The 18924-nt window shown below is 50.7% G+C and carries 17 protein-coding genes; 8 read left to right on the forward strand and 9 right to left on the reverse strand.

The genetic code is table 11. From position 1 onward, the window contains the following. Positions 1–21: 21 nt before the first annotated feature. Complete coding sequence (locus SH302x_RS25815; RefSeq protein ID WP_479365905.1) at positions 22–576, reverse strand: hypothetical protein; 555 nt, start codon at positions 574–576, stop codon at positions 22–24. A 1024-nt stretch (positions 577–1600) separates the two neighbouring features. Between SH302x_RS25815 and SH302x_RS25820 the strand changes: the two genes are divergently transcribed. The 3 genes from SH302x_RS25820 (at position 1601) to SH302x_RS25830 (ending at position 4454) form a co-directional block, all read left to right on the forward strand. Next, positions 1601–3169, forward strand: coding sequence for a sigma-70 family RNA polymerase sigma factor (locus tag SH302x_RS25820; protein WP_479365907.1), 1569 nt, complete (start codon positions 1601–1603; stop codon positions 3167–3169). A 777-nt stretch (positions 3170–3946) separates the two neighbouring features. Next, entirely contained in the window at positions 3947–4147 is a 201-nt protein-coding gene (locus tag SH302x_RS25825) for a hypothetical protein (protein ID WP_479365908.1), read from the forward strand. Beyond that, the gene (locus SH302x_RS25830; protein ID WP_479365909.1) at positions 4125–4454 is read left to right on the forward strand and encodes a type II toxin-antitoxin system PemK/MazF family toxin; all 330 of its coding nucleotides are present in this window, start codon (positions 4125–4127) and stop codon (positions 4452–4454) included. Before SH302x_RS25825 ends, SH302x_RS25830 begins: the two co-directional genes overlap by 23 nt. Positions 4455–4911: 457 nt before the next feature. Here the strand turns inward: SH302x_RS25830 and SH302x_RS25835 are convergent, their stop codons facing one another. Both SH302x_RS25835 and SH302x_RS25840 read right to left on the reverse strand, forming a co-directional pair. Next, a complete protein-coding gene (locus SH302x_RS25835; protein WP_479365911.1) occupies positions 4912–5175 on the reverse strand; it encodes a hypothetical protein in 264 nt (87 codons plus the stop codon). A gap of 156 nt (positions 5176–5331) precedes the next feature. Next, positions 5332–5994: a DUF2306 domain-containing protein gene (locus SH302x_RS25840; RefSeq protein ID WP_479365913.1), complete on the reverse strand. Its 663-nt coding sequence runs from the start codon at positions 5992–5994 to the stop codon at positions 5332–5334. A gap of 462 nt (positions 5995–6456) precedes the next feature. Here SH302x_RS25840 and SH302x_RS25845 point away from each other — a divergent pair, with 462 nt between their 5' ends. Both SH302x_RS25845 and SH302x_RS25850 read left to right on the forward strand, forming a co-directional pair. Next, complete coding sequence (locus tag SH302x_RS25845; protein ID WP_479365914.1) at positions 6457–7062, forward strand: hypothetical protein; 606 nt, start codon at positions 6457–6459, stop codon at positions 7060–7062. 21 nt (positions 7063–7083) lie between these two features. Further along, positions 7084–7653 (forward strand): hypothetical protein, encoded by a 570-nt coding sequence (locus tag SH302x_RS25850; RefSeq protein WP_479365916.1) that lies wholly within the window; start codon positions 7084–7086, stop codon positions 7651–7653. Positions 7654–7754: 101 nt separating this feature from the next. Here the strand turns inward: SH302x_RS25850 and SH302x_RS25855 are convergent, their stop codons facing one another. The 4 genes from SH302x_RS25855 to SH302x_RS25870 all read right to left on the reverse strand — a co-directional run bounded on the left by SH302x_RS25855 (position 7755) and on the right by SH302x_RS25870 (position 13399). After that, positions 7755–8750 carry a hypothetical protein gene (locus SH302x_RS25855; protein WP_479365918.1) on the reverse strand — a complete coding sequence of 332 codons (996 nt, stop codon included), beginning with the start codon at positions 8748–8750 and terminating at the stop codon, positions 7755–7757. Positions 8751–9371: 621 nt separating this feature from the next. Then, on the reverse strand, positions 9372–9596 hold the full coding sequence (locus SH302x_RS25860; protein ID WP_479365920.1) for a hypothetical protein: 225 nt from the start codon (positions 9594–9596) through the stop codon (positions 9372–9374). Then, complete coding sequence (locus tag SH302x_RS25865; RefSeq protein ID WP_479365922.1) at positions 9593–9838, reverse strand: hypothetical protein; 246 nt, start codon at positions 9836–9838, stop codon at positions 9593–9595. The genes SH302x_RS25860 and SH302x_RS25865 overlap by 4 nt, the downstream gene beginning before the upstream one ends. A 399-nt stretch (positions 9839–10237) precedes the next feature. Continuing rightward, positions 10238–13399 carry a serine/threonine protein kinase gene (locus SH302x_RS25870; protein WP_479365924.1) on the reverse strand — a complete coding sequence of 1054 codons (3162 nt, stop codon included), beginning with the start codon at positions 13397–13399 and terminating at the stop codon, positions 10238–10240. A 104-nt stretch (positions 13400–13503) separates the two neighbouring features. Between SH302x_RS25870 and SH302x_RS25875 the strand changes: the two genes are divergently transcribed. Further along, the gene (locus SH302x_RS25875; protein WP_479365926.1) at positions 13504–14088 is read left to right on the forward strand and encodes an RNA polymerase sigma factor; all 585 of its coding nucleotides are present in this window, start codon (positions 13504–13506) and stop codon (positions 14086–14088) included. A gap of 16 nt (positions 14089–14104) precedes the next feature. Here SH302x_RS25875 and SH302x_RS25880 read toward each other — a convergent pair whose 3' ends face one another. After that, positions 14105–15511 carry a nucleoside hydrolase-like domain-containing protein gene (locus SH302x_RS25880; RefSeq protein ID WP_479369318.1) on the reverse strand — a complete coding sequence of 469 codons (1407 nt, stop codon included), beginning with the start codon at positions 15509–15511 and terminating at the stop codon, positions 14105–14107. 265 nt (positions 15512–15776) lie between these two features. On the opposite strand from SH302x_RS25880, the gene SH302x_RS25885 reads away from it, so the two are divergent. Together SH302x_RS25885 and SH302x_RS25890 are read left to right on the forward strand one after the other, a co-directional pair. Then, on the forward strand, positions 15777–16652 hold the full coding sequence (locus SH302x_RS25885) for a hypothetical protein (RefSeq protein WP_479365927.1): 876 nt from the start codon (positions 15777–15779) through the stop codon (positions 16650–16652). Between the two features lie 361 nt (positions 16653–17013). Then, positions 17014–18381: an IS4 family transposase gene (locus SH302x_RS25890; RefSeq protein ID WP_479365928.1), complete on the forward strand. Its 1368-nt coding sequence runs from the start codon at positions 17014–17016 to the stop codon at positions 18379–18381. Positions 18382–18535: 154 nt separating this feature from the next. Here the strand turns inward: SH302x_RS25890 and SH302x_RS25895 are convergent, their stop codons facing one another. After that, a complete protein-coding gene (locus tag SH302x_RS25895) occupies positions 18536–18760 on the reverse strand; it encodes a small basic protein (protein ID WP_479365930.1) in 225 nt (74 codons plus the stop codon). Positions 18761–18924 lie beyond the last annotated feature (164 nt).

Here is an 18924-nt window from a genome sequence, read left to right on the forward strand (position 1 = left end):
AATTTCTTGCCGGACAGGCCGCTAAGCTTGCTTTTTACGGCGTCCCAAAAGCGTCACGCCGACAATGCCCAGAAGAGCGCAAGCTCCGATTCCGAACATTTGCCACATTCGTCGCTTCTTGCCATCGAACTCGCTTTTCTTGACAAAGTGTTCCGGTGGACTTTTGCCACTGAGTCCCATGGTTTTGTACTCGTCCCAAATGTCCCAAAGGTCAGCGTTGGAATAAGCGTCCACCATTTCGTCACCGTACTCCAGCTCTTTTTCGACAGTCCATTGATCAAGTTCCGCTAGTTGCGATCGCAAACTGAACCGCTCGAGCGCCAACAGCCCGCCCAACCCCCAGGTAAAGGCGAGGACTAGAAAACAAACGCCCGCGAAGATCCCGAGCGGAAGGTTCCACTTGGATGAAATCAACCGTGGAGCCTCGCTGGACTCGCTGAGCGATTCTTCCATGGGCAGCTTAGCCAAGCTCCGAATGGTCGGAACTTCGATCCTCGCTCCGCAGGCAGGGCAGTTGACCGATGTCCCCGCCTGCGACTTGGTGACAGGAACAGCTTTCCCACAACTACAATTCAACAAATACCGCATAACTGCCAGACTTTCGCTGTCAATATTATTCAGACGTCAATTGACGTTACGTAAAAATCTTATGAAAAATCGGGGGTCGTTTCACTGGACCGTCGCACCTTGGCAGCTAGAATTGTGACCGCAGCACCACTCGTGTCAAAAGCCCGAAGAAGCAACCCCAAATCCGACCGCTCAAAGAGATATTTAAACGTCTCCCTCCGCCTTTCGGTTTGGCTGTTTTGCCGAATCGGTCCTTTGCTCCCGTGTTTCGAATCCGAACGTTTTGTACTTGGCCTTAAAGATAGACCGAATTCAGTAATTTGCGAATCGGTGGGATTTCTTTCAAATCGCAAGCAAGTACCCGGCGGAAACTACGAACACACGCAAGCAAGACCGTTAAATTGGACTTGTCGCCATCGAACGATGAGAGATTCAACGCAACTGCTCAGCTCGCGGCCGGGCAGAAACAGCGATGAAGATCCTATCGGACTAAGGGCGTCCCGACAACTGGGAGGCTGCACTGTTGAGAAAGGTCTACCAGATTGCTAGGGCTGCTGCGGCATGTTGTAGCAATCTGACCAAGTGACGAATGATTCCCACCACAACGAAACGTACAGACATCGCCGCGTGATTGAAGACTAGCCGCCCGTCGACCGAGGCAGCTCTGGAAGAAGCTATCGACGCAAGCAAGGAATTTTCTTGTTTGTTGAACAGATTCCGCTTCGCCGAGCTTTCCGGAATTATGATGGGGGCCCGGTTCTGTCGCCCAGCGATGCCGACCTGCTGCTTCGCGATAAAACCACCGATCCAACCAATTGAACACTGGGATAACCGCACCCCGAAAGTATTTGTTTTACGATTCGAAACTTCCCACTAAACCACTTGTTGCCGTAACAGAGATAACGAGCTATTGCTTTAGTAAGAACAATCGATCCACAGCCTGCGTAACTCCGCACATACCTTCGTTTTGCTCGCTACCCAATACACACCAATACTGCTGAACTAATTTTATTTGACTTGAGGAGAGTTTGCCTTGTTTGACGCTCTGTTAGATGACTTCGACGACGATTCACCACGAGGCTCGTCCGCGCTGGATGGTTTGGACAAGCTGTCGATGGAAGAAGATGGCGAGGACCTCGCTGACTCCGTCGCTACCGAACTAGAAGGCAACAACGACGTAGCTCCCATCGAGAGCGATGATGACCTTTTGGCGAGCATTGAAGAAGCCGAAACGTGGTCCGACGACCCTGTGCGTATGTACCTGACGCAAATGGGCGAGATCCCTTTGCTGACCCGGCACGAAGAAATTCGTTTGGCCAAGACGATTGAGGTTACCCGCCGCCGCTTCCGCACCAAACTGCTGGAGTGTGACTACGTTACCCAAATCGCTTACAAGATTTTGCGACGTGTCGCCACGGGCGAATTGCCTTTTGATCGAACTGTCCAAGTGTCCGTGACTGACAAATTGGAAAAGGATCAGATCCTCGGCCGCCTGCCGCACAACCTGAAGACCATCGATATTTTGCTGAAACGCAATCGCCGAGATTATCGCGACGCGCTGTGCAAGACCAACAGCAAGGCCAAGCGTGCCGATGCGTGGCGCTCGCTCGCTCGACGCCGCCGCAAAGTTGTGCGATTGATCGAGGAACTGGGTTTGCGCACGCAGCGCATTGAAAAAGAGATCGCGACGCTCGAGCGATTCAGCCGACGCTTGGACGAGATCACTCGTACGCTGGCTCAGTACAGCAGCACGCAAGTTGCGCCTTCGCAGATCATCCAACTGCAACACGAATATCGCAGTATCCTGGTCGCGACACAAGAAACGCCAACCAGCTTACGCAATCGCGTGTTCATGGTGAAACGTGTCTACACGCAATACCAACGTGCCAAGAAGCAACTTAGTGAAGGCAATCTTCGTTTGGTGGTCTCGATCGCCAAGAAGTATCGCAACCGAGGCTTGAGCTTCCTGGACCTAATCCAAGAGGGCAATGCTGGCTTGATGCGAGCGGTCGATAAGTTCGAATACCGCCGTGGGTTCAAATTTTGTACGTATGCGACTTGGTGGATTCGCCAAGCGATCACGCGTGCTGTGGCAGACCAAAGCCGAACCATTCGTATTCCCGTGCACATGGTCGAAACCATGTCCCGCGTCCGAAACGTTTCGCGGCAATTGCTGCAAGAGCTTGGCCGTGAACCCACGCTGGAAGAAACCGCTCGTCGCGCGGAAACCACGATCGAAGAAGCTCGTCGCGTGCTTGCCATGAGTCGCTATCCAATCTCGTTGGATCGACCGGTTGGCAACAGCGAAGACAGCCAGTTCGGCGACTTGTTGCCTGACGGCACAGCAGAAAGCCCAGCGGTCAACGCCGCCAACGAGATGTTACGCGGTAAGATTGATCGCGTACTCAAGTCGCTCAGCTATCGTGAACGCGAGATTATTAAACTGCGTTATGGTCTAGGTGATGGGTACAGCTACACGCTGGAAGAAGTGGGTCACATTTTCAAAGTGACTCGCGAGCGTATTCGTCAGATTGAAGCCAAAGCAGTCCGCAAGCTTCAGCAGCCATCGCGATCACAAGAGCTTGTAGGCTTCTTGGACTAAGCCAATCTCGCTAAGCGAAACGGCTCATCCTGCCACTTTTCATAAGGGCCAGTGCTAAAACCACTGGCCTTTTTCGTTGCGCAGATATGTGCGCCCGGCACTTTTCGCCCAACCTTGATGCATTCATAGGTTCCACTTAAATAATAGCCGAAAGCCACGATTCGCGAACTCTACAATACTGCTCCTCTCAGCGCTGATCTCGATCTCGCATCAAAGACTTCATCCGAAACGAATCGCTCAACCAGATAGGGCGTTTTCCATTTAGTGGGCCCCTTGGCGGGCTCGCCCAACTGGCAACGACCTTTTCCATCTAGCAGGCCCCCTGCTGGCTTGCCAGCAGGAGCCAGAGTTTTGTGGTTAGCACAGCGATTCGCCCCCCGTTTCCAACCTCCCCGGTTGGCTTGCCCAACCGGGAGGGAAGTTTACATCGCTGCGTCAGGTCGAAATCGCAGTAGTGCTGAGGTGTGAATAGAGTGCTTATGAAAATTGGCAGCGAAGATGTAGCCTATAGTATTGCTTTACCGAGGCTTGGTGCGACAATGGAGAAGTTTAGAAAATCCGTTGGTTTTGGGGTTCGAAGAATGTGGTAGTGGCTTTTTCGTGCGATCCAAAATCACGACTTCGAATCGGGAGTTTTGAATCGCATGGCAACCATATCCCGAACCTTCGATATGCTTTATTCGGTAAAAGATTTGCTATTGCTATCGGGTGAACCCAGCGATTGCAACCTCCTAGCCTTTGCGTCGATTATCGGTACAGTAGTGGTGGAGAGAAACAATGTCTGAGACCGCGAATAAAATCTTTGAATCTTTTGACCAACTTGATCCTAGTGAGAAGCATTTTGTTGTCGTCTCGCTTCTTAGTCGCGCTGGCGAACTACCAGCGACGCCTCTGGCAGATGATGAGCTTAGCGGAATAGCAGACGATCTATTGTTGTCGCTGGATAACGAAGAATATGGCAGCACACACTCCGAATAGAGGAGAAGTTTGGCTTGTCGATCTTGGAATGGTAGCCAAAGTTCGGCCATGTCTGGTGGTAAGCATTCCATCCACGGACGCGAATGATCGCGTACTGGCGACCGTGATTCCACATACTACCAGCACGCGTAATTCAAGATTTGAGATCGCAATTGCATCGCGGTTCCTGAAAACTGGCGCATTTGACGTTCAGAATGTTATTACTATACCAACCGTCAAAATGATTCGAATGCTCGGGCAACTAACGCCAGCAGAAATGCTCAAGATCGAAGCAGGGCTCAAAATGTGGCTTGGCATGACGGAATAAGTAGGCAAGACAAGGCCATCGAGAAGGGGGCCAATTTCCCGGCGCAGCGGCAGCGCTCGCATTGGAAGTGCGTTTGGAATTGATTGCGATTCCTTGAACGATGTTGGGTTGGAAGATTGCGATATGAAACTTCGCTTCCTGCCGGGCGAGCCGGCTAGTGGAGCGGTTCTCAAGGTTTATTAAATTCGTTAGCTAACCTCAAAACTAACGCTCATGTCGGGCGAGCCGACATGGGGCGACTCCGCTCCTGGCAGGTCGCTGAATCGGAATGGGCGTTTTGCATTTGGCAGGCCCCCTGCTGGCTTGCCAGCAGGAGCCAGAGTTTTGTGGTTAGCACAGCGAATCGCCCCCCACGTATCTGCCTCCCCGGTTGGCTTGCCCAACCGGAAGGGAAGTTTACATCCAGTTCTAACAGCTTCGGACGCAAAGATTGCTCCGCTCCTCAATCCGATTGCGATTATTCGATCTCAACGGTCCCTTTCGCATAATCCACAATCAATTTGTGCTGATCGAGCACTGTATTGCCATCCGCAAGTATGGCCTCTGCCGTCGACTCAACAGACAATCCAACAGACTTACAGAATCGTAGCGGAATTACCAAACTACCCGTGGACGCGGTATCAACCCATAATTTGACTTCGAAATCAGGTCTTTTACCACGTTTGCCAATCCGCACAGCAACCAAAGCCCGTGACTGATCGTCGACAACGCCCTTTATCATTTCATCAGGCCAATATGGAAGGCTCCCTTGTGTCCGATACGGATTGTGTGAGACACTCGGTCGGGATACGCTCCTCTTGCGGCATCTACCGCACCATCGAACGTTTTTGCAATGAAAACTTCACGGGACAAGCCAATAGGTGCCAGGTATTCTTGGTCACTTGTTAGCTGAATATTGGCCGATTCGGAAGAATTGCCAGACTTCATAGGTCACAATCGCTGGCAACCAAGACAGCCAAGCCAGCAAGCCATAAGTCAGGATCGATTCCAGTCTAAAGTAAATCGTCGTCTCTGCCAAAACACGCAGCACGACTGCTGAACTCATCAGTATGAAACTACGGGTCATCCAGCGTCGATGTGAAGCAAAATCTCCTTGACGAGCATCCATCGCACCGCGTGACGTTGTCCAAACGGCTAGCGTACCAAGCATGATGAAAGCGACCATGGCCGTTGTGCTGCTGTCGGTCTTTATTGCCATTGCCAGCCCGCTGGGCAGCGCAAGAAACAATGCGATTCCGACATACAACCTGCCAAGGATCCGATGGATTTGGGGATATCGGGATCGTATGAATGCTATGAATTGAGCTAATCCCAAAAACAGAACCGCTGGAGCAGAGATTATGTGGCCGTAAAACGCGATCGCATACCAGCCCAAAAAGTAATCTTGTCGACCTGCCAAAAATCCCTCAGTGAATCTTGGAGGGAAATACGTTAAACTAGTAATGACAATCAAAATGCCGACCCAAGCGATTAAGCTAAACGCGCAAACCTTCAGCGTCCTGACAACGGCTTCAAGGTTTACAGCATTGTTGATTCGCATCTTACGTTGCCAGTGTTCCAGTCTACTCGGCATTCGCACTAAGGCATGGAAACCTTATGACCACTTCTTCCCCCGAAAATCAATCACCAACTCAAAATCCTTACTCGGCACCCAAAAGCCCACCGAAGGCAATTTCCAAGAGCATCTTGACATTAGTTATCTGCATGGGACTCATCGCAACCTCCGTGTTTGTTGGGAGTTGGCTTTATAATCGTCGGACCGATCGTCTAGAGCATATTCTAAATCGGTTTCCACCGCTCCGCGATGCCGAGCCGATGGTTGCTCCTTGACGCACAATAGAAGGGCAACTTAGTTGTCATGCGTCAGACGACTACCAGCTTCCAACAGGCGTTCTTCCGAGGATAGGAGTCCGTAGTATGAATGGGATTGCCTCACCCGCACGCAATCTCTATCCTCTAAACAAATCGCTCATATAAATCTCGATCTGCAGAGCATTCGGCTATGAATCGCGTTGCTACTACCATTCTTGTATTAATCGTCTTCACTGCATTGACTTTGCACGGACAAGAACTGCCCCGCGAAGCGGCAGCGGTCGCATCAACTCGTCAGCGAGCGATCTGCAAGTTTGAACTTATTGAATTAGACCTCCACAAACTTCGACAGCTTGGCGTTCAATGGGAATCCACCGACGAATCAAGTCCCAGGTCAATTTCTAAAACGCACGCAGACAGTTTCCGCTCATTCGTTTCAACACTTGAGACTAATGGGGTTGCAGAATGCTTCTTCTCACCTTCGATGACTGTATCGTGGGGAGCAAGTGGTGCAATTACTGCCACAACAGACGGCTGCGAATATCGGCTAGAAGTGCAGCCCAATCTTACCGACGATGGCTTCACAGCCACAGTGTTCTTTCACACGCTCCAGCCCGAAGTGAATGGCCCGAGCGCTCAGCCAGGACGATTCGTCGAATTCGTTGGCTCCAACACACTTGGTAATACTGTCCTTGTCGACGTTACGAAGTTGTTTGCAAATGAGTCGCTACAAAAGGATGTGATCCTATTATTGACGATTGACCAGAACCGCAAAGCAGCCGATCGCTCTGAATAACTTCAGCCACAGCGGACAAGATTGAGCTTAACTCTAACTGGTTCAGAATTTCCGCTGCGAAGCGGAATCTCGAAAGGCAGCGCGACTTTGCCGGGGTTAAAACAATATTCTTCCATGCCGCTTTATCGCAATAGAGTGTTTACGATGCAAAAGATTCTAATGTTTGGGCTTTTCATTTTTGCGGCAACTGTGGGAATCATTGCTCAAGAAATTCTGGCAACTGGTCAGAAATATTTGACCGTTAAGTTTGTTGAGCAAGGCGAATCGAAGAAAGTTCTTATCGACCAAACCCTTGCACTTGGGGACGATGGCAAGATGAATTTTTTTTCCGGCGGTAGGCTTGACGTTACCGACGCGGACACCATTCCATTTGGAACTCGAATTGACGGAACCTTGATAAGCCTGGAAAACGGTCTGTGCAAACTTGCAGCACGATTTGAACTTGGCGTGGCGGTTGGAACAGAGGACCCTACAACAGAAATAGTTCGTTCTGATGCGTTAGAAATTCGCACCACACTGGTACCCGGAAAGACAAGGATACTGAACTGCGGCGGTAATCGGAGTATTGAGCTCACTCTATCCAACGATTGACCAACAAGGCGCTGCACCGAAGTTGTTTTTCATACGATTGCTTTCTACCGTTGTCGGCGGATGTGAGCGATGTGAAGAAAGTCACACGTTGTGTGGCAAGCTTACTGACCTTCCGTTTCGAGATCATAGTAGCTCGCTACGTCATCAACGTCACGATGTGCAATTTCACGCCTAATCGGGTAGCTTCTAAGGTCAACTATGACCGTCCCCTTCGGCACTGAAACAGTAAAGCTCGCCTCGTTTAGGGGCTTATTGAGTTCGATCTGGTCAAAAATGCAAACTTTGACGTTCGATGTCAGCCCTTGGTCATAGTCTGCCGTCCAGTATATTCGAGGAAAATACACGTCATCGCTGGACGATTCGAACTCGGCAGCATGAATCTCGAAATCCAGTTCGCCTGCTTTGTTGAAATGCTGCAATGCTTCTACGACGCCGTACTCCCTGTCAATTCGTAACTGTGTGCAAGGATTGGAATCAATAGGCCCGCATCTGACTACTAACTTGGAGTCACCGTCTAGAAATACTTGCGAAGCGCCCTTAAGACTCTCAGGAACAATAGTAAAGTCCGCGGCGGTTGCCGCAACTATCATGCTGCTTGTGCCTGTCTGTATCGTTGCCTGCCCAGTGGCCTTAAGATAATCGACGATGACATCCGAACCTTTATCTCTTAAAAAAGAAGAAGCGAACTCGGAATGCAGCACCTCTAACTTAAACCTTACTCCGTCCTGCACGATTGAACGTTTCGAATCCCAATCAAAGTAAACGCCCTTTTTGGGAGTCGGCGCAAATGCTGCTAGATGAATCGACAAGCCTGTCTGCTTAATCTGCTTACTGTCAATGGATTGGAGTAACTGCCTAGCGGTCTCGCGAGGAACCTTCACGCTGCTTTCGACGACCTCATACGTAAGAACGGCAGTCTTCACCGATGTGCGAAACGCGTCCCACTTTCCCTCAATGAACGCCCTTGTAGAAATCCATTCTGGCGAATCCAATTCGATCTCGCGAGTAGGTTCTACCGCACTGACGACTGCACTTGCAACAGGCAAAAGCAACATGCAACATAGCAACAAAACGGTAAGTCCATCCTTGGCCTTCATGATTTAATTCTTTGCAATGAGGAGGCCGTAATGCTGCGCGCCACTCTGAACGTATCAACGCCTAATGGTTTGAACGGTTTCGCTATATCATTGTGAATTAGCTTAATCCCCATGTCAAGGTACAACAGCGGCGGTAGTTGGCAGACGACGCAACCAACCATTCGTCTTTGGCAAGTTTTTTCAACCCTCATTAGGACTTTTAGCAAGCCCCGCGTCGTTGAACAATGTTGGGATTGGAAGATCTTGACATGAAACTTCGCTTCCTGCCGGGCGAGCCGGCTAGGGGAGCGGTTCTCAAGGTTTATTAAATTCGTTAGCTAACCTCAAAACTAACGCTCATGTCGAGCGAGCCGACATGGGGCGACTCCGCTCCGGGCAGGTCGCTGAATCGGAATGGGCGTTTTGCATTTGGCAGGCGCCCTTGCTGGCTTGCCAGCAGGAGCCAGAGTTTTGTGGTTAGCACAGCGAATCGTTCGCCCGTGTCGAACCTCCCCGGTTGGCTTGCCCAACCGGAAGGGAAGTTTACATCCAGTTCTAACAGCTTCGGACGCAAAGATTGCTCCGCTCCTCAATCCGATTGCGATTATTCGATCTCAACGGTCCCTTTCGCATAATCCACAATCAATTTGTGCTGATCGAGCCTGTATTGCCATCCGCAAGTATGGCCTCTGCCGTCGACTCAACAGACAATCCAACAGACTTACAGAATCGTAGCGGAATTACCAAACTACCCGTGAACGCGGTATCAACCCATAATTTGACTTCGAAATCAGGTCTTTTACCGCGTTTGCCAATCCGCACAGCAACCAAAGCCCGTGACTGATCGTCGACAACGCCCTTTATCATGTCATCAACCCAATATGAAAGGCTCCCTTGTGTCCGATACGGATTGTATGAGATACTCGGTCGGGATACGCTCCTCTTGCGGCATCTACCGCACCATCGAACGTTTTTGCAATGAAAACTTCACGGGAAATGGGCTCGATTGCAACAAAACTACCTGCATGTTCGGCTTCTAAGTCCGCACGAATTGCGTGGTATATTTCCTTGGCCCGCTCGATGACGGAATGTGAATTATTGGCTAACATGTTCGTTCTATCCTCCGTTTTGGCGACGCCCACATTCTATCAGCGTAACTTTACTCTGTCATCTTCGTAGGATTATTTGATTCAGATGACAACCCGTCTGAGAAAGGGGCTTATGGCTAGCCTCAAATGAAACACTTATGTCGGGCGAGCCAACCTGGGGCGACTCCGCCCATCGGATGGCACGCTCAAGCAGAAGAGAAGTTTACATCGCTCGCCAGGTCGTGATCAAGGGAGTGCTGCGGTGTGGATGAAGTGTTCACGATTGTTTGCACCGAAAGAGCAGCAAATGATCTTGATTTGAAGAACAGACAGGACCTTTAACAAGATCCACTACCGCCGACGCTTAGCTGCCATGGATCTTGGGCTGCCCGTGGCATAGTGGATGAAGGTCGAAAAGTGTTATCGCTTCAAGCGTTCTTTAATTGCTCGGTAGTAGTAATCAAAGAGCGTGTTCTCGAGAAGATCGGAATCCTTTGTATAGGAACCGCTGGTCAACGTTTTCTTCAGCTCGGGCAAACCGTTGTAAGACTTCAGTTCTTCTCCATCTAGAACTGAATCATTATTCTTGTCATACGTCTGAAACAGTCGCAGCGTCCAGATCGAGCATAACTCGCGCAGGTAGCTCGTCAGTTCTGCGTCTTGTGCTTCTACTTCTAACGCTTCGACGGCGGCCCAATAATTTAAACTGGCAATCAGTCCATTGACGGATCGCGTGCGAGCTTCAGGATTAGAGGAGAAGTGGAAGTCGAAATCTTTAAAAACTTCTTTGGTGCCCATATTTTGCCGCAACGTCTCCGTTTCAAATCCAACTGGAAATACTTCGCTCGTAATCCTGATGGCAGTTTCGTGATTTGCATGCGCAACGCGCTGAATCTCTGATTGTATTTCCGAGCTGATGTTCAATATTTTTGTAAGCTGGATAAGATTAGAGAGTAGTACACAGTCGATCGTCTCAGCACTAACTGCACTCCACGACCATGAAGCAGGCACCATCCTTGGGAAGGCAGCCCCCAGTCCCTGAAGTCTAAGGTATTCGGACCAGGAATTAGCCACCACTCCGAAGTTCGATTTCACGTAGGGTTCAATCGTCTCAGGGTTTTCTGCGAGCCGATTTATTTGCGCAATTAGCGATTGCTTCAGCGAAACAGTGACAATCATCGGTTTCGCGCCGGCACGATTAAAAACCCGTTCCGCATCAGACCTTCCACCAGCTTGGTCATTAGCAATCGCACCATTGGTGTGCAACAAGACGAGGACGGCTGAGGCAATTTGACTATCGCTAGCACCTTGCGTTTCAAGGGTTCTTGTCGCGGACCACTCCAGCAATTCGACGGCCGCCGGGTTCTTACTCGCTAATAGGTCGAACGCGTAGTTGTTCCATTGAAAGCGGTTTAACTCGATGCCTGTTTTAATTGCTGCAACGATGTTTTTACTCTCTCCCACGCCATTGCGCAAGGCTAGCAATTTATAGAGGCAGTTTGCAGTAGCGTCATACATCTCTTGAGTTGCCCCTTCCTTGCTGAGAGCGTTCACACACCAGTCAGTTAATGGCTTCATGGTTTGTTCGTCTGCCTTGGCAAGCCTAGAGGATGCCATACGAAGCACTTTCAAAGACCACTCCGAGTCCTCTGCTTTCAGTTGATCCAAAACAAACTGCACAGCATCTTTAGGTGTGCGGGCGGTTGACGTACGCCAATTGATAACACTGTTTGCCAATGTCGGCATGACCTTTCCGTTATCGTCAAGGTACTTCAGATTAGGATTTGCTTTCGCTCTACCGACCAGAAACTCAACCGCCAATTCCTCTTGTTCTCCTTCGGCTAAACTTGTGATCGCATTAAATGCCACTCCTAACTCGGCCGGATCGCGTTCTAATTGAAAATGTGTCATCCATTCGCTCAACGTCTTGCCTCGATAAAGTGGACCGCTGCTAGGCAAGACTTTTTCATCCGGCGTTAGCGGCGCAGAAGTTGGTTCCGATGGAGCCAAAGTTATCTTTGCAATCGCCACTTGGCCGCGCTCTAACGTGATGGATTGCTTATCCAGACTATACCGTTCTGCAGTACCGTCGATTTCGACTTCGTATTTGCCAGCGTACAGCTTTGTGATGTTGGTCCCTGGAACAATCTGAATGGATTCTTGCACTTGCCCGTCTTGGCGAATGTTCACGCGGACGTTGGCATCGGTCGATTCGATAATCAACTGCCCTTTTTGAGTCTCAATCGTGATCAAGACGCCAGCTAAGATAAACAATGGCAAACACGCTGCCGCGATCCATTTCCAAACGCGATTGGAATTCGAACCTCGATTGCCAGCGGCTGCTTGTACGCCTCGTGAAACTCCAAGCGGCAGGACACTTTCATCGAGTTCGTGGTCAACGACCAATTGCTGCGCGTCTCCGATCAACTTCGCCAGATCAGCACCTTGCGTAAACGGCTCAAGTAACTCAGCCACATGTGCTGCACTGCTGGGGCGATTGTCGGCCGATCTATCTAAGATTTGATGCAACAGGTGGCATAACGCGAGCGGTGCATCGCTGCGAAACATCTTTAAGTTCGGCGCGTCGGTGCTGGCTATCAATCGCAGTTTTGCCAGCGGTGATAGGTTTGGAGTGGCCACCAATGGCGGACGACCGGTCAGTAATCGAAACAACGTTGCTCCCAGCGAATAGATGTCGGCGCGATGGTCAACCAGCTCTGGCTTTTCGGCTTGTTCGGGAGCCATATAGTCGAGTGTCCCCATCAGTTGTCCAACGGTAGTGATCTCCGCTGTCGCTTCATCCCAGAAATTGGTTTGGGCCAGTCCAAAATCCAGCAGCTTCACGACACCGTCGCAGCGCAACATGATGTTCGATGGCTTGATGTCGCGATGAACGACTCCTTGAGCATGGGCATACGACAAACCCAAGGCGGCTTGATGCACAATCATGCAAGCATCGGCAATCGATAGCGGGCCAATTGCCCGAGCCAGTTTGCTGAGATCAAGACCTTCGACATATTCCATCGCTAAAAAGTGAACGCCGTTGATCTCGCCAGCATCGGTGGCACTGACAATCGCGGGATGATTCAGTTGGCCGACGGCGCGAAACTCGCGTTGAAATCTTGCTTGCGAGCTGGCATCGTGAAATTTGTTGGCTGGCAGGATCTTGATCGCGACTTGTTTATTCAGTTCTTGATGTTTGGCCAGATAAACCGCTCCCATACCTCCGCGTCCCAGAGCAGAAAGCAACTGATATGGGCCAATGTTTAGCGGCAGTAAGTTTGGCTGCGACGCGTCTTTGACATCGCGATGCAGTGGAGCATCGTTGGGCAAGGATTTTGCTTTGGCCAGAGCATAGTCCAGTAGTTGATCGTTGGCTTGTTGCAGATCATTCAAATGGCCTTCGGTGTTACGCAAAAATTCGGCCAGTGTGTCCGGTTCGCGTTCGAGATTGGATAACGTTTCCTCGCAAGCGACGCAGGCTTGCAGGTGAGCTTCGATTTGCTGCGCATCGTTGGGATCGGTCCAACCTTGCAGATAGCTTTTCAATTCGTCTTTTGCGAGGCATTGGTCGATTGGCATGATGCACCTAAATAAAAAGTTGGATTCCCATTGTTTCCGATGCGAAACGATCGAGCTATAGTTAAAAACGTTTTGAGTGTGACACGACTTCGGAAAGTTCCAAAATGTCTCTGCAAAGCACCAATCCAAGCTTGTTATCGCGAGCCAGGCTTCGCGATTCGCAGGCGTGGGAAAGCATCGTTGATTTGTATGGACCTTTGATTGCGTCTTGGTGTCAACTTTCCAAGCTGGACTCGCATCAAACCGCCGATTGCGTTCAAGAAGTATTTGCGTCGGTGCTGAAGTACTTGCAGGATTATGTTCCGAAGAAGCGCGAAGGCTCGTTTCGCAATTGGTTATGGACGATCACGCGGAACAAGATCTTGGATCAATGGCGTCGGGATGGTTTGCGTCCACAAGCCGTCGGTGGCAGCACGGCATTGCAAGAAATCCATGATGTAGCAGACCTGGAGGAATTGGATGTCGAACCCACCACGGCACTGGAACACGAGAAACTGGTCGCTCGAGCGATGCAGCAGGTACGTATGGAGGTTGAAGAAAAGACCTGGGCGATTTTTCAACGCTTGATTTTCGATCAAATACCGACAGCGGTGGTGGCCACAGAGTTCGAAACACAACCTGCCAACGTACGGCAGATTCGCAGCCGATTGCTGAAGCGATTGCGACAGCAGTTAGGGGATTCCTGTTAGGAGCGATTGGTGCAAACTACTCGATGACATCCACGATCACTCGGCGGTAACGCGTCAGTCGCGGCGTGCCATGGTCGGTTACGGAAAGAATTACGTGGATCGTGCCGATGCCTGGTGGCATGACTGTGCGGGCGGGGACAATGAACGACGCTTGTGGCTGGTCAAAATTCTGAATCACAAGGGGCTGGCCGGTCGTACCGCTGGTGGAAAGAAAGCTCCCCGCCTCGCCATAACAGTACCAGAGGTACGACACCGCATCCCCATCCGGGTCCCGAGTTCCCTCGGCGCTCAGCGATACGGACTCTCCCTTTCTTGCGGTCAGACGATCGGCGTGCCCAAGTCTTGGTTCAGGTGGATGATTGGCTTCTTCGTACGGCTTGATCGTCCAATCCATGCGTGCAGAGAAATCGTTCTGATAGGCTTCGCGCCAACGCCAGATGGTGGCATGGTTGCTGGTGTGCCAACGTCCATCAACCCCCATGACTTCATCCTGAGCGTCGGCCCAAAACGGTCGCAACTCGGGTTGGAAGAACCACTTCTTTAACGGCGGCGTGTAGTTTTCGTACCGCCCACCCCAACCGCCCCAGTCGGGGTGTTCCGGATGGCTCAGTCCGTTGTTGATGAGATTCATGAACGAAGGCGTGTCGCCTTCCATCAGATATTCCCAGTGAGGATACTCTTTTCCAAGCGGTCCTTTGCGTCGAATGTTTTTATCAAGCCATTCGTTGGTGACTAAGCTGAAGTCGGCACCGGAGAAACGACCGTGAAAGTAATCGCCACTAATTCCACTCCAGGTCGCATGGTGGTAAGCGCCACCCGGATAATAACCCGGACTCGCGACATAAAATAGCCCAGGGAATTGTTCCCGCATCCAGGGGCCGCTGTCGTCCTGGTCAGAAATTGTATAAACCCTTAATTTGCTAACGAACTGATTGAGCGCTTCTGCCGAACGCGTCTCGCGAACTTTCCATAACGCTTGCGCCAAGACATTCGGACCGCCCCAAGCCGTGACCCACAACGGTCGCGGATCGTCGGTATCCACCGCCTTGATTAGCATTTCGGAAGCGGGTGAGTCCTGCTCCTGGCCGACCCCGCTCATACCATAGACCGGATTCCCTTGGGTAACCAGATCAAGCAACTGGGCGGCAGTAGGGAACCCTGACTCGTGCTTTTCAAGGTTGTCGCGGACTTCGCCATATGCTTTGACGATCTGTCGGATGCGGTCCGGTGCGACCCTTGCCTTTTGGTGCACCGATGTGGTCGCTGCTAGACCTTCGATTTCGAAATGATTGGCATAGGTCAGAAAACGAACCATCGACATTGCATCGTCAGGTTCATTCTCGATGTCGGTAAGCACAAAGATTCGGGGTTTGTCACCGTCGGCTGCGAGCAAGACGGCCGAGCAAGAGCTGCCGCTCGCCATCCATACAAAGGCAAAAACCAACACGGTTGCAACCAGTAACTTGTTCATGGGTCAAACCTGTTCCGCAGACTCGATGTGAGAAAGCCAACATTATACCAGAAACGATCGGTGCAAAGGTCGGTGGCCGGGAAAGGTGCCAGGGCACTTTTTGGAGCACAATTTCTTCGCTTTGTGGTCACGTTTGGTAATCGAATGGCAATTTGAAATCTAGGGAGGAACGTCTTGTTCCCCGTTCGCTTCTGACGACCACTTTACGAGTACGATTATGAGCCAACTCACTGCAAGCGTTGGAGAGGGTGGGAGGAACATTAACTCCGATGTTACTATCGTTCAACAACTTCTCAATGCTCGGGCAAGTACTATAGGGCTCAAGCCGCTTCTATTAGTCAACGGGCAAGTCAATTCGAGCACGCTTGCTGCGATCGTGTTGTGCCAAGTGCATATAGGCTTTAAAAAACCTGATGGACGAATCGACCCTGGGGGCAGAACATTTCGTTTTCTATCCCAAGCGTCAACTCCCGTAGCGCCAGAAATCAAACGCGGACTCGCTGCAGCAATCCTAATACCTGGACAGGGCGAAGACGCTGCTTCATTCGTGGGGACAGCAAGACACTTCGCCGATGATTTTTATAGCGGAGCAGGTGGAGCAACCGCTTACCGTTCCGTTATAACTCAAGTCAGAAGTGGTGAGTACGCTATTCATTATCAGCGATGCCAGTGGAGTAAAGGGACAGATGACTTCTGGGAAGCTGTTCGGCAAGCTTCCACGTTCATCATGTTGGCACACTACGGAGAGATTGATGGTCCAATTCTCAACCATTGGAACTGGAGAGACAGACGCCTTCCGTCAGTCGATAGATTTTGGCAACCTTGGCCAGCTAACTCGACTCAAACCGATTTGTCCGAAAAGGGAAAGGCCTTTTGGCAACAGGTTTGCTGCGGAAGTGGCACGGAACTGAAGAAAGTAGTTCTGATGGGCTGCAAAACGGCTCGTTATTATGGGCGATTTGTTGCAAGACTATCAAGCATGCCTATCTTTGGCTACGAAAGCGAAACCGCGGCAGCGAATCACGATATCCAAATACCGAAACTGAGGAAAATCGAGAAAGGCGAACTCCCAGCCGGCGTGAGAAGGTGCTAATCAAAACTGTTTTGCCCAATTTGAAGCAGCGTCAATAGGCGCTTTTTGGAGCACAACGAATTGCAGCAGACGATGAATGCAGTTGCGAGATTCGAGGTCTCCCTTCATTCGTTGGACTCTTCTTAAGCTCCACTGAAAAGTGCCAAGCGCGCTTGGGGATTTTCGGCAGAGTTGACGCGGCCCGCTGGGCACGCGGTTAAACGACATTTGGACTGAAGGCCTTGATAGGTGCCAGGCGCCTTGATAGGTGCCAGGCGCCCTTCCGGCTAAAGCCCAATACCGCTAAGTTAGTATTCCAAAAAGGCAGGCTTCCTGCGAGGATCGGAGGTGTTGAATTTCATCACCAAGCAAGGAAGCTGCCATGACTCATGTTCGCACGATCTCTCAATCAAAGCAAGACAAGTTAATTTCACATGAGCGAATTACTTGCCTCAAGAGGACTGTTCGCAGTTGCATGCTGAAAGCCGAAGTACGCCGTCGCAAGCTCGAAAAACGAAGCAGTCGAAAGTGCCCGGCTGACATGATGGTTTGGTTTACGATCGCCTTGTGGCTATATGGCGACGATTGCTACACACACGTGTTTCGCTGGTTGCACCGATTCTCCATTGGGCTCATGCCCTCATCCAGCGCCCTGACTCAAGCCCGAGGGCGGCTGGGCGTTGCAATCTTGGCATTTGTCTACCAGAAGTTGGTTCACTGCCTATGTGATAGCCAGACACCTGATTCCTTTTACGCAGGTCGTAGGCTCGTGGCGGTCGATGGATTTGTATTGAACCTTCCTGACAGTGATGCCAATCGCCGTGCTTTCGGAAGGCCCAAAAATGGAACAGACTTCGGTGCGTTTCCACAAGCCAGGATCATCGCACTTTGCGAAGTGGGCTCGCACGTCTTTATCAACTTTCTTATTAAGCCAATGCGATGTGGCGAAGCGACCATGGCGAAACACGTTTATCGAAAATTGCCAGAGAAAAGTCTACTTTTGTTCGACATTGGCTTTTGTTCGTACCAACTAATGAACCAGGTCATTGATCAGAAGTCGGACTTCCTGGGGCGTTCGAAAATGAACCGTTGTTTCAAAATTATGCAGGTGCTTTCCGACGGAACGTTTCTGTCAAAGATCTATGCCAACGAGTATGACCGGCGCCATGATCGTAACGGCCAAAGCGTTCGCGTGATCGAATACAAATTGGATGACCCTCAGCGTACTGGCCATGGCCAGACGCATCGTTTGCTGACAACACTGCTTGATGAGCATGAGCACCCAGCCCAGGCACTGATAGTTCTATATCACGAGCGTTGGGAAGAGGAGATTGCTATTGATGAGGCTAAGACTCATCTTCGCAATTCCCCAAAACTCCGCAGCCATAGTCCGGCCGGGGTGGTGCAGGAAATCAATGGTTTACTGATAGCACATTTCGTGATTCGCAAGTTAGCACTTGAGGCGGCAGTCCAAGCTGGAGTGTCGCCGCGTCGGATATCATTTACAGGTGCGATCAAGGTACTGCGAATGTGTTTGGTAGAAGCTCCGCGTTCGCAAAAGTTGTTCCAGCCATGGTACAGCAACATGGTCTTGCAGATCAGCCTTGAGGTAGTTGAACCACGTCGCAACCGCCTCAATCCACGAGTGATAAAACGCACACAAAGCAAATGGCCCAAAAAACGCGACGAACACTGTAATTTGCCGCCTCCAACGCACACTTTCCCAGAAACCATTCGCCTGCTAACTTAGCGGTATTGGGCTAAAGCCGGGACTACGAACGAAAACCACGAAAGGTGCCAGGCACTTTTTGCGAAGAGGGCATAAAAAAACGGCTCGCGAGGAGCCGTTTCTAAGTGCTGTGTTGAGTAATTGCGGTTGCGGCCCGAGGGGAGCAACCAGCCAACTACTTCTTCTTTTTCTTCTTGTCGTCCGCTTCGTCTTCCTTCTTGACCTTCTTCTTCTTCTTCAAAGAGATCTTGGGAACACGGACTTTGGCCATGCCGACGACACTCATCTCATCGTTCCACTTGTCCAAATCCTTTAGTCTTTGGACGCGTTCAACGCGCGTCATCACGTTGCGAGACTTAATAGCACCCGCTTTTACTTTCAAACTCTTGTCTAGTGTCATCGTACTATCCGACCGCTGGATCGGAGATATGAAATAAGTGTCAAAGGAATCTAAAATCACAATTTCAGCTTGCCATTTGCAAGGGGCGGAATTTTAGCAGGCCCGACGTTGGCTGGCAAGACGTAAAAATTATGACGATCGACGTTTCGTTCTGCGCCGACCCG

It is taken from the genome of Njordella calcicola (assembly GCF_056494125.1).

Coding starts and splice junctions, on each gene's coding strand:
- SH302x_RS25860 (WP_479365920.1), bottom strand. CDS start 9,596: ATGATAAAGGGCGTTGTCGACGATCAGTCACGGGCTTTGGTTGCTGTG.
- SH302x_RS25845 (WP_479365914.1), top strand. CDS start 6,457: ATGAATCGCGTTGCTACTACCATTCTTGTATTAATCGTCTTCACTGCA.
- SH302x_RS25835 (WP_479365911.1), bottom strand. CDS start 5,175: ATGATAAAGGGCGTTGTCGACGATCAGTCACGGGCTTTGGTTGCTGTG.
- SH302x_RS25870 (WP_479365924.1), bottom strand. CDS start 13,399: ATGCCAATCGACCAATGCCTCGCAAAAGACGAATTGAAAAGCTATCTG.
- SH302x_RS25890 (WP_479365928.1), top strand. CDS start 17,014: ATGACTCATGTTCGCACGATCTCTCAATCAAAGCAAGACAAGTTAATT.
- SH302x_RS25880 (WP_479369318.1), bottom strand. CDS start 15,511: ATGGCGAGCGGCAGCTCTTGCTCGGCCGTCTTGCTCGCAGCCGACGGT.
- SH302x_RS25840 (WP_479365913.1), bottom strand. CDS start 5,994: ATGCGAATCAACAATGCTGTAAACCTTGAAGCCGTTGTCAGGACGCTG.
- SH302x_RS25855 (WP_479365918.1), bottom strand. CDS start 8,750: ATGAAGGCCAAGGATGGACTTACCGTTTTGTTGCTATGTTGCATGTTG.
- SH302x_RS25865 (WP_479365922.1), bottom strand. CDS start 9,838: ATGTTAGCCAATAATTCACATTCCGTCATCGAGCGGGCCAAGGAAATA.
- SH302x_RS25895 (WP_479365930.1), bottom strand. CDS start 18,760: ATGACACTAGACAAGAGTTTGAAAGTAAAAGCGGGTGCTATTAAGTCT.
- SH302x_RS25885 (WP_479365927.1), top strand. CDS start 15,777: ATGAGCCAACTCACTGCAAGCGTTGGAGAGGGTGGGAGGAACATTAAC.
- SH302x_RS25825 (WP_479365908.1), top strand. CDS start 3,947: ATGTCTGAGACCGCGAATAAAATCTTTGAATCTTTTGACCAACTTGAT.
- SH302x_RS25875 (WP_479365926.1), top strand. CDS start 13,504: ATGTCTCTGCAAAGCACCAATCCAAGCTTGTTATCGCGAGCCAGGCTT.
- SH302x_RS25830 (WP_479365909.1), top strand. CDS start 4,125: ATGGCAGCACACACTCCGAATAGAGGAGAAGTTTGGCTTGTCGATCTT.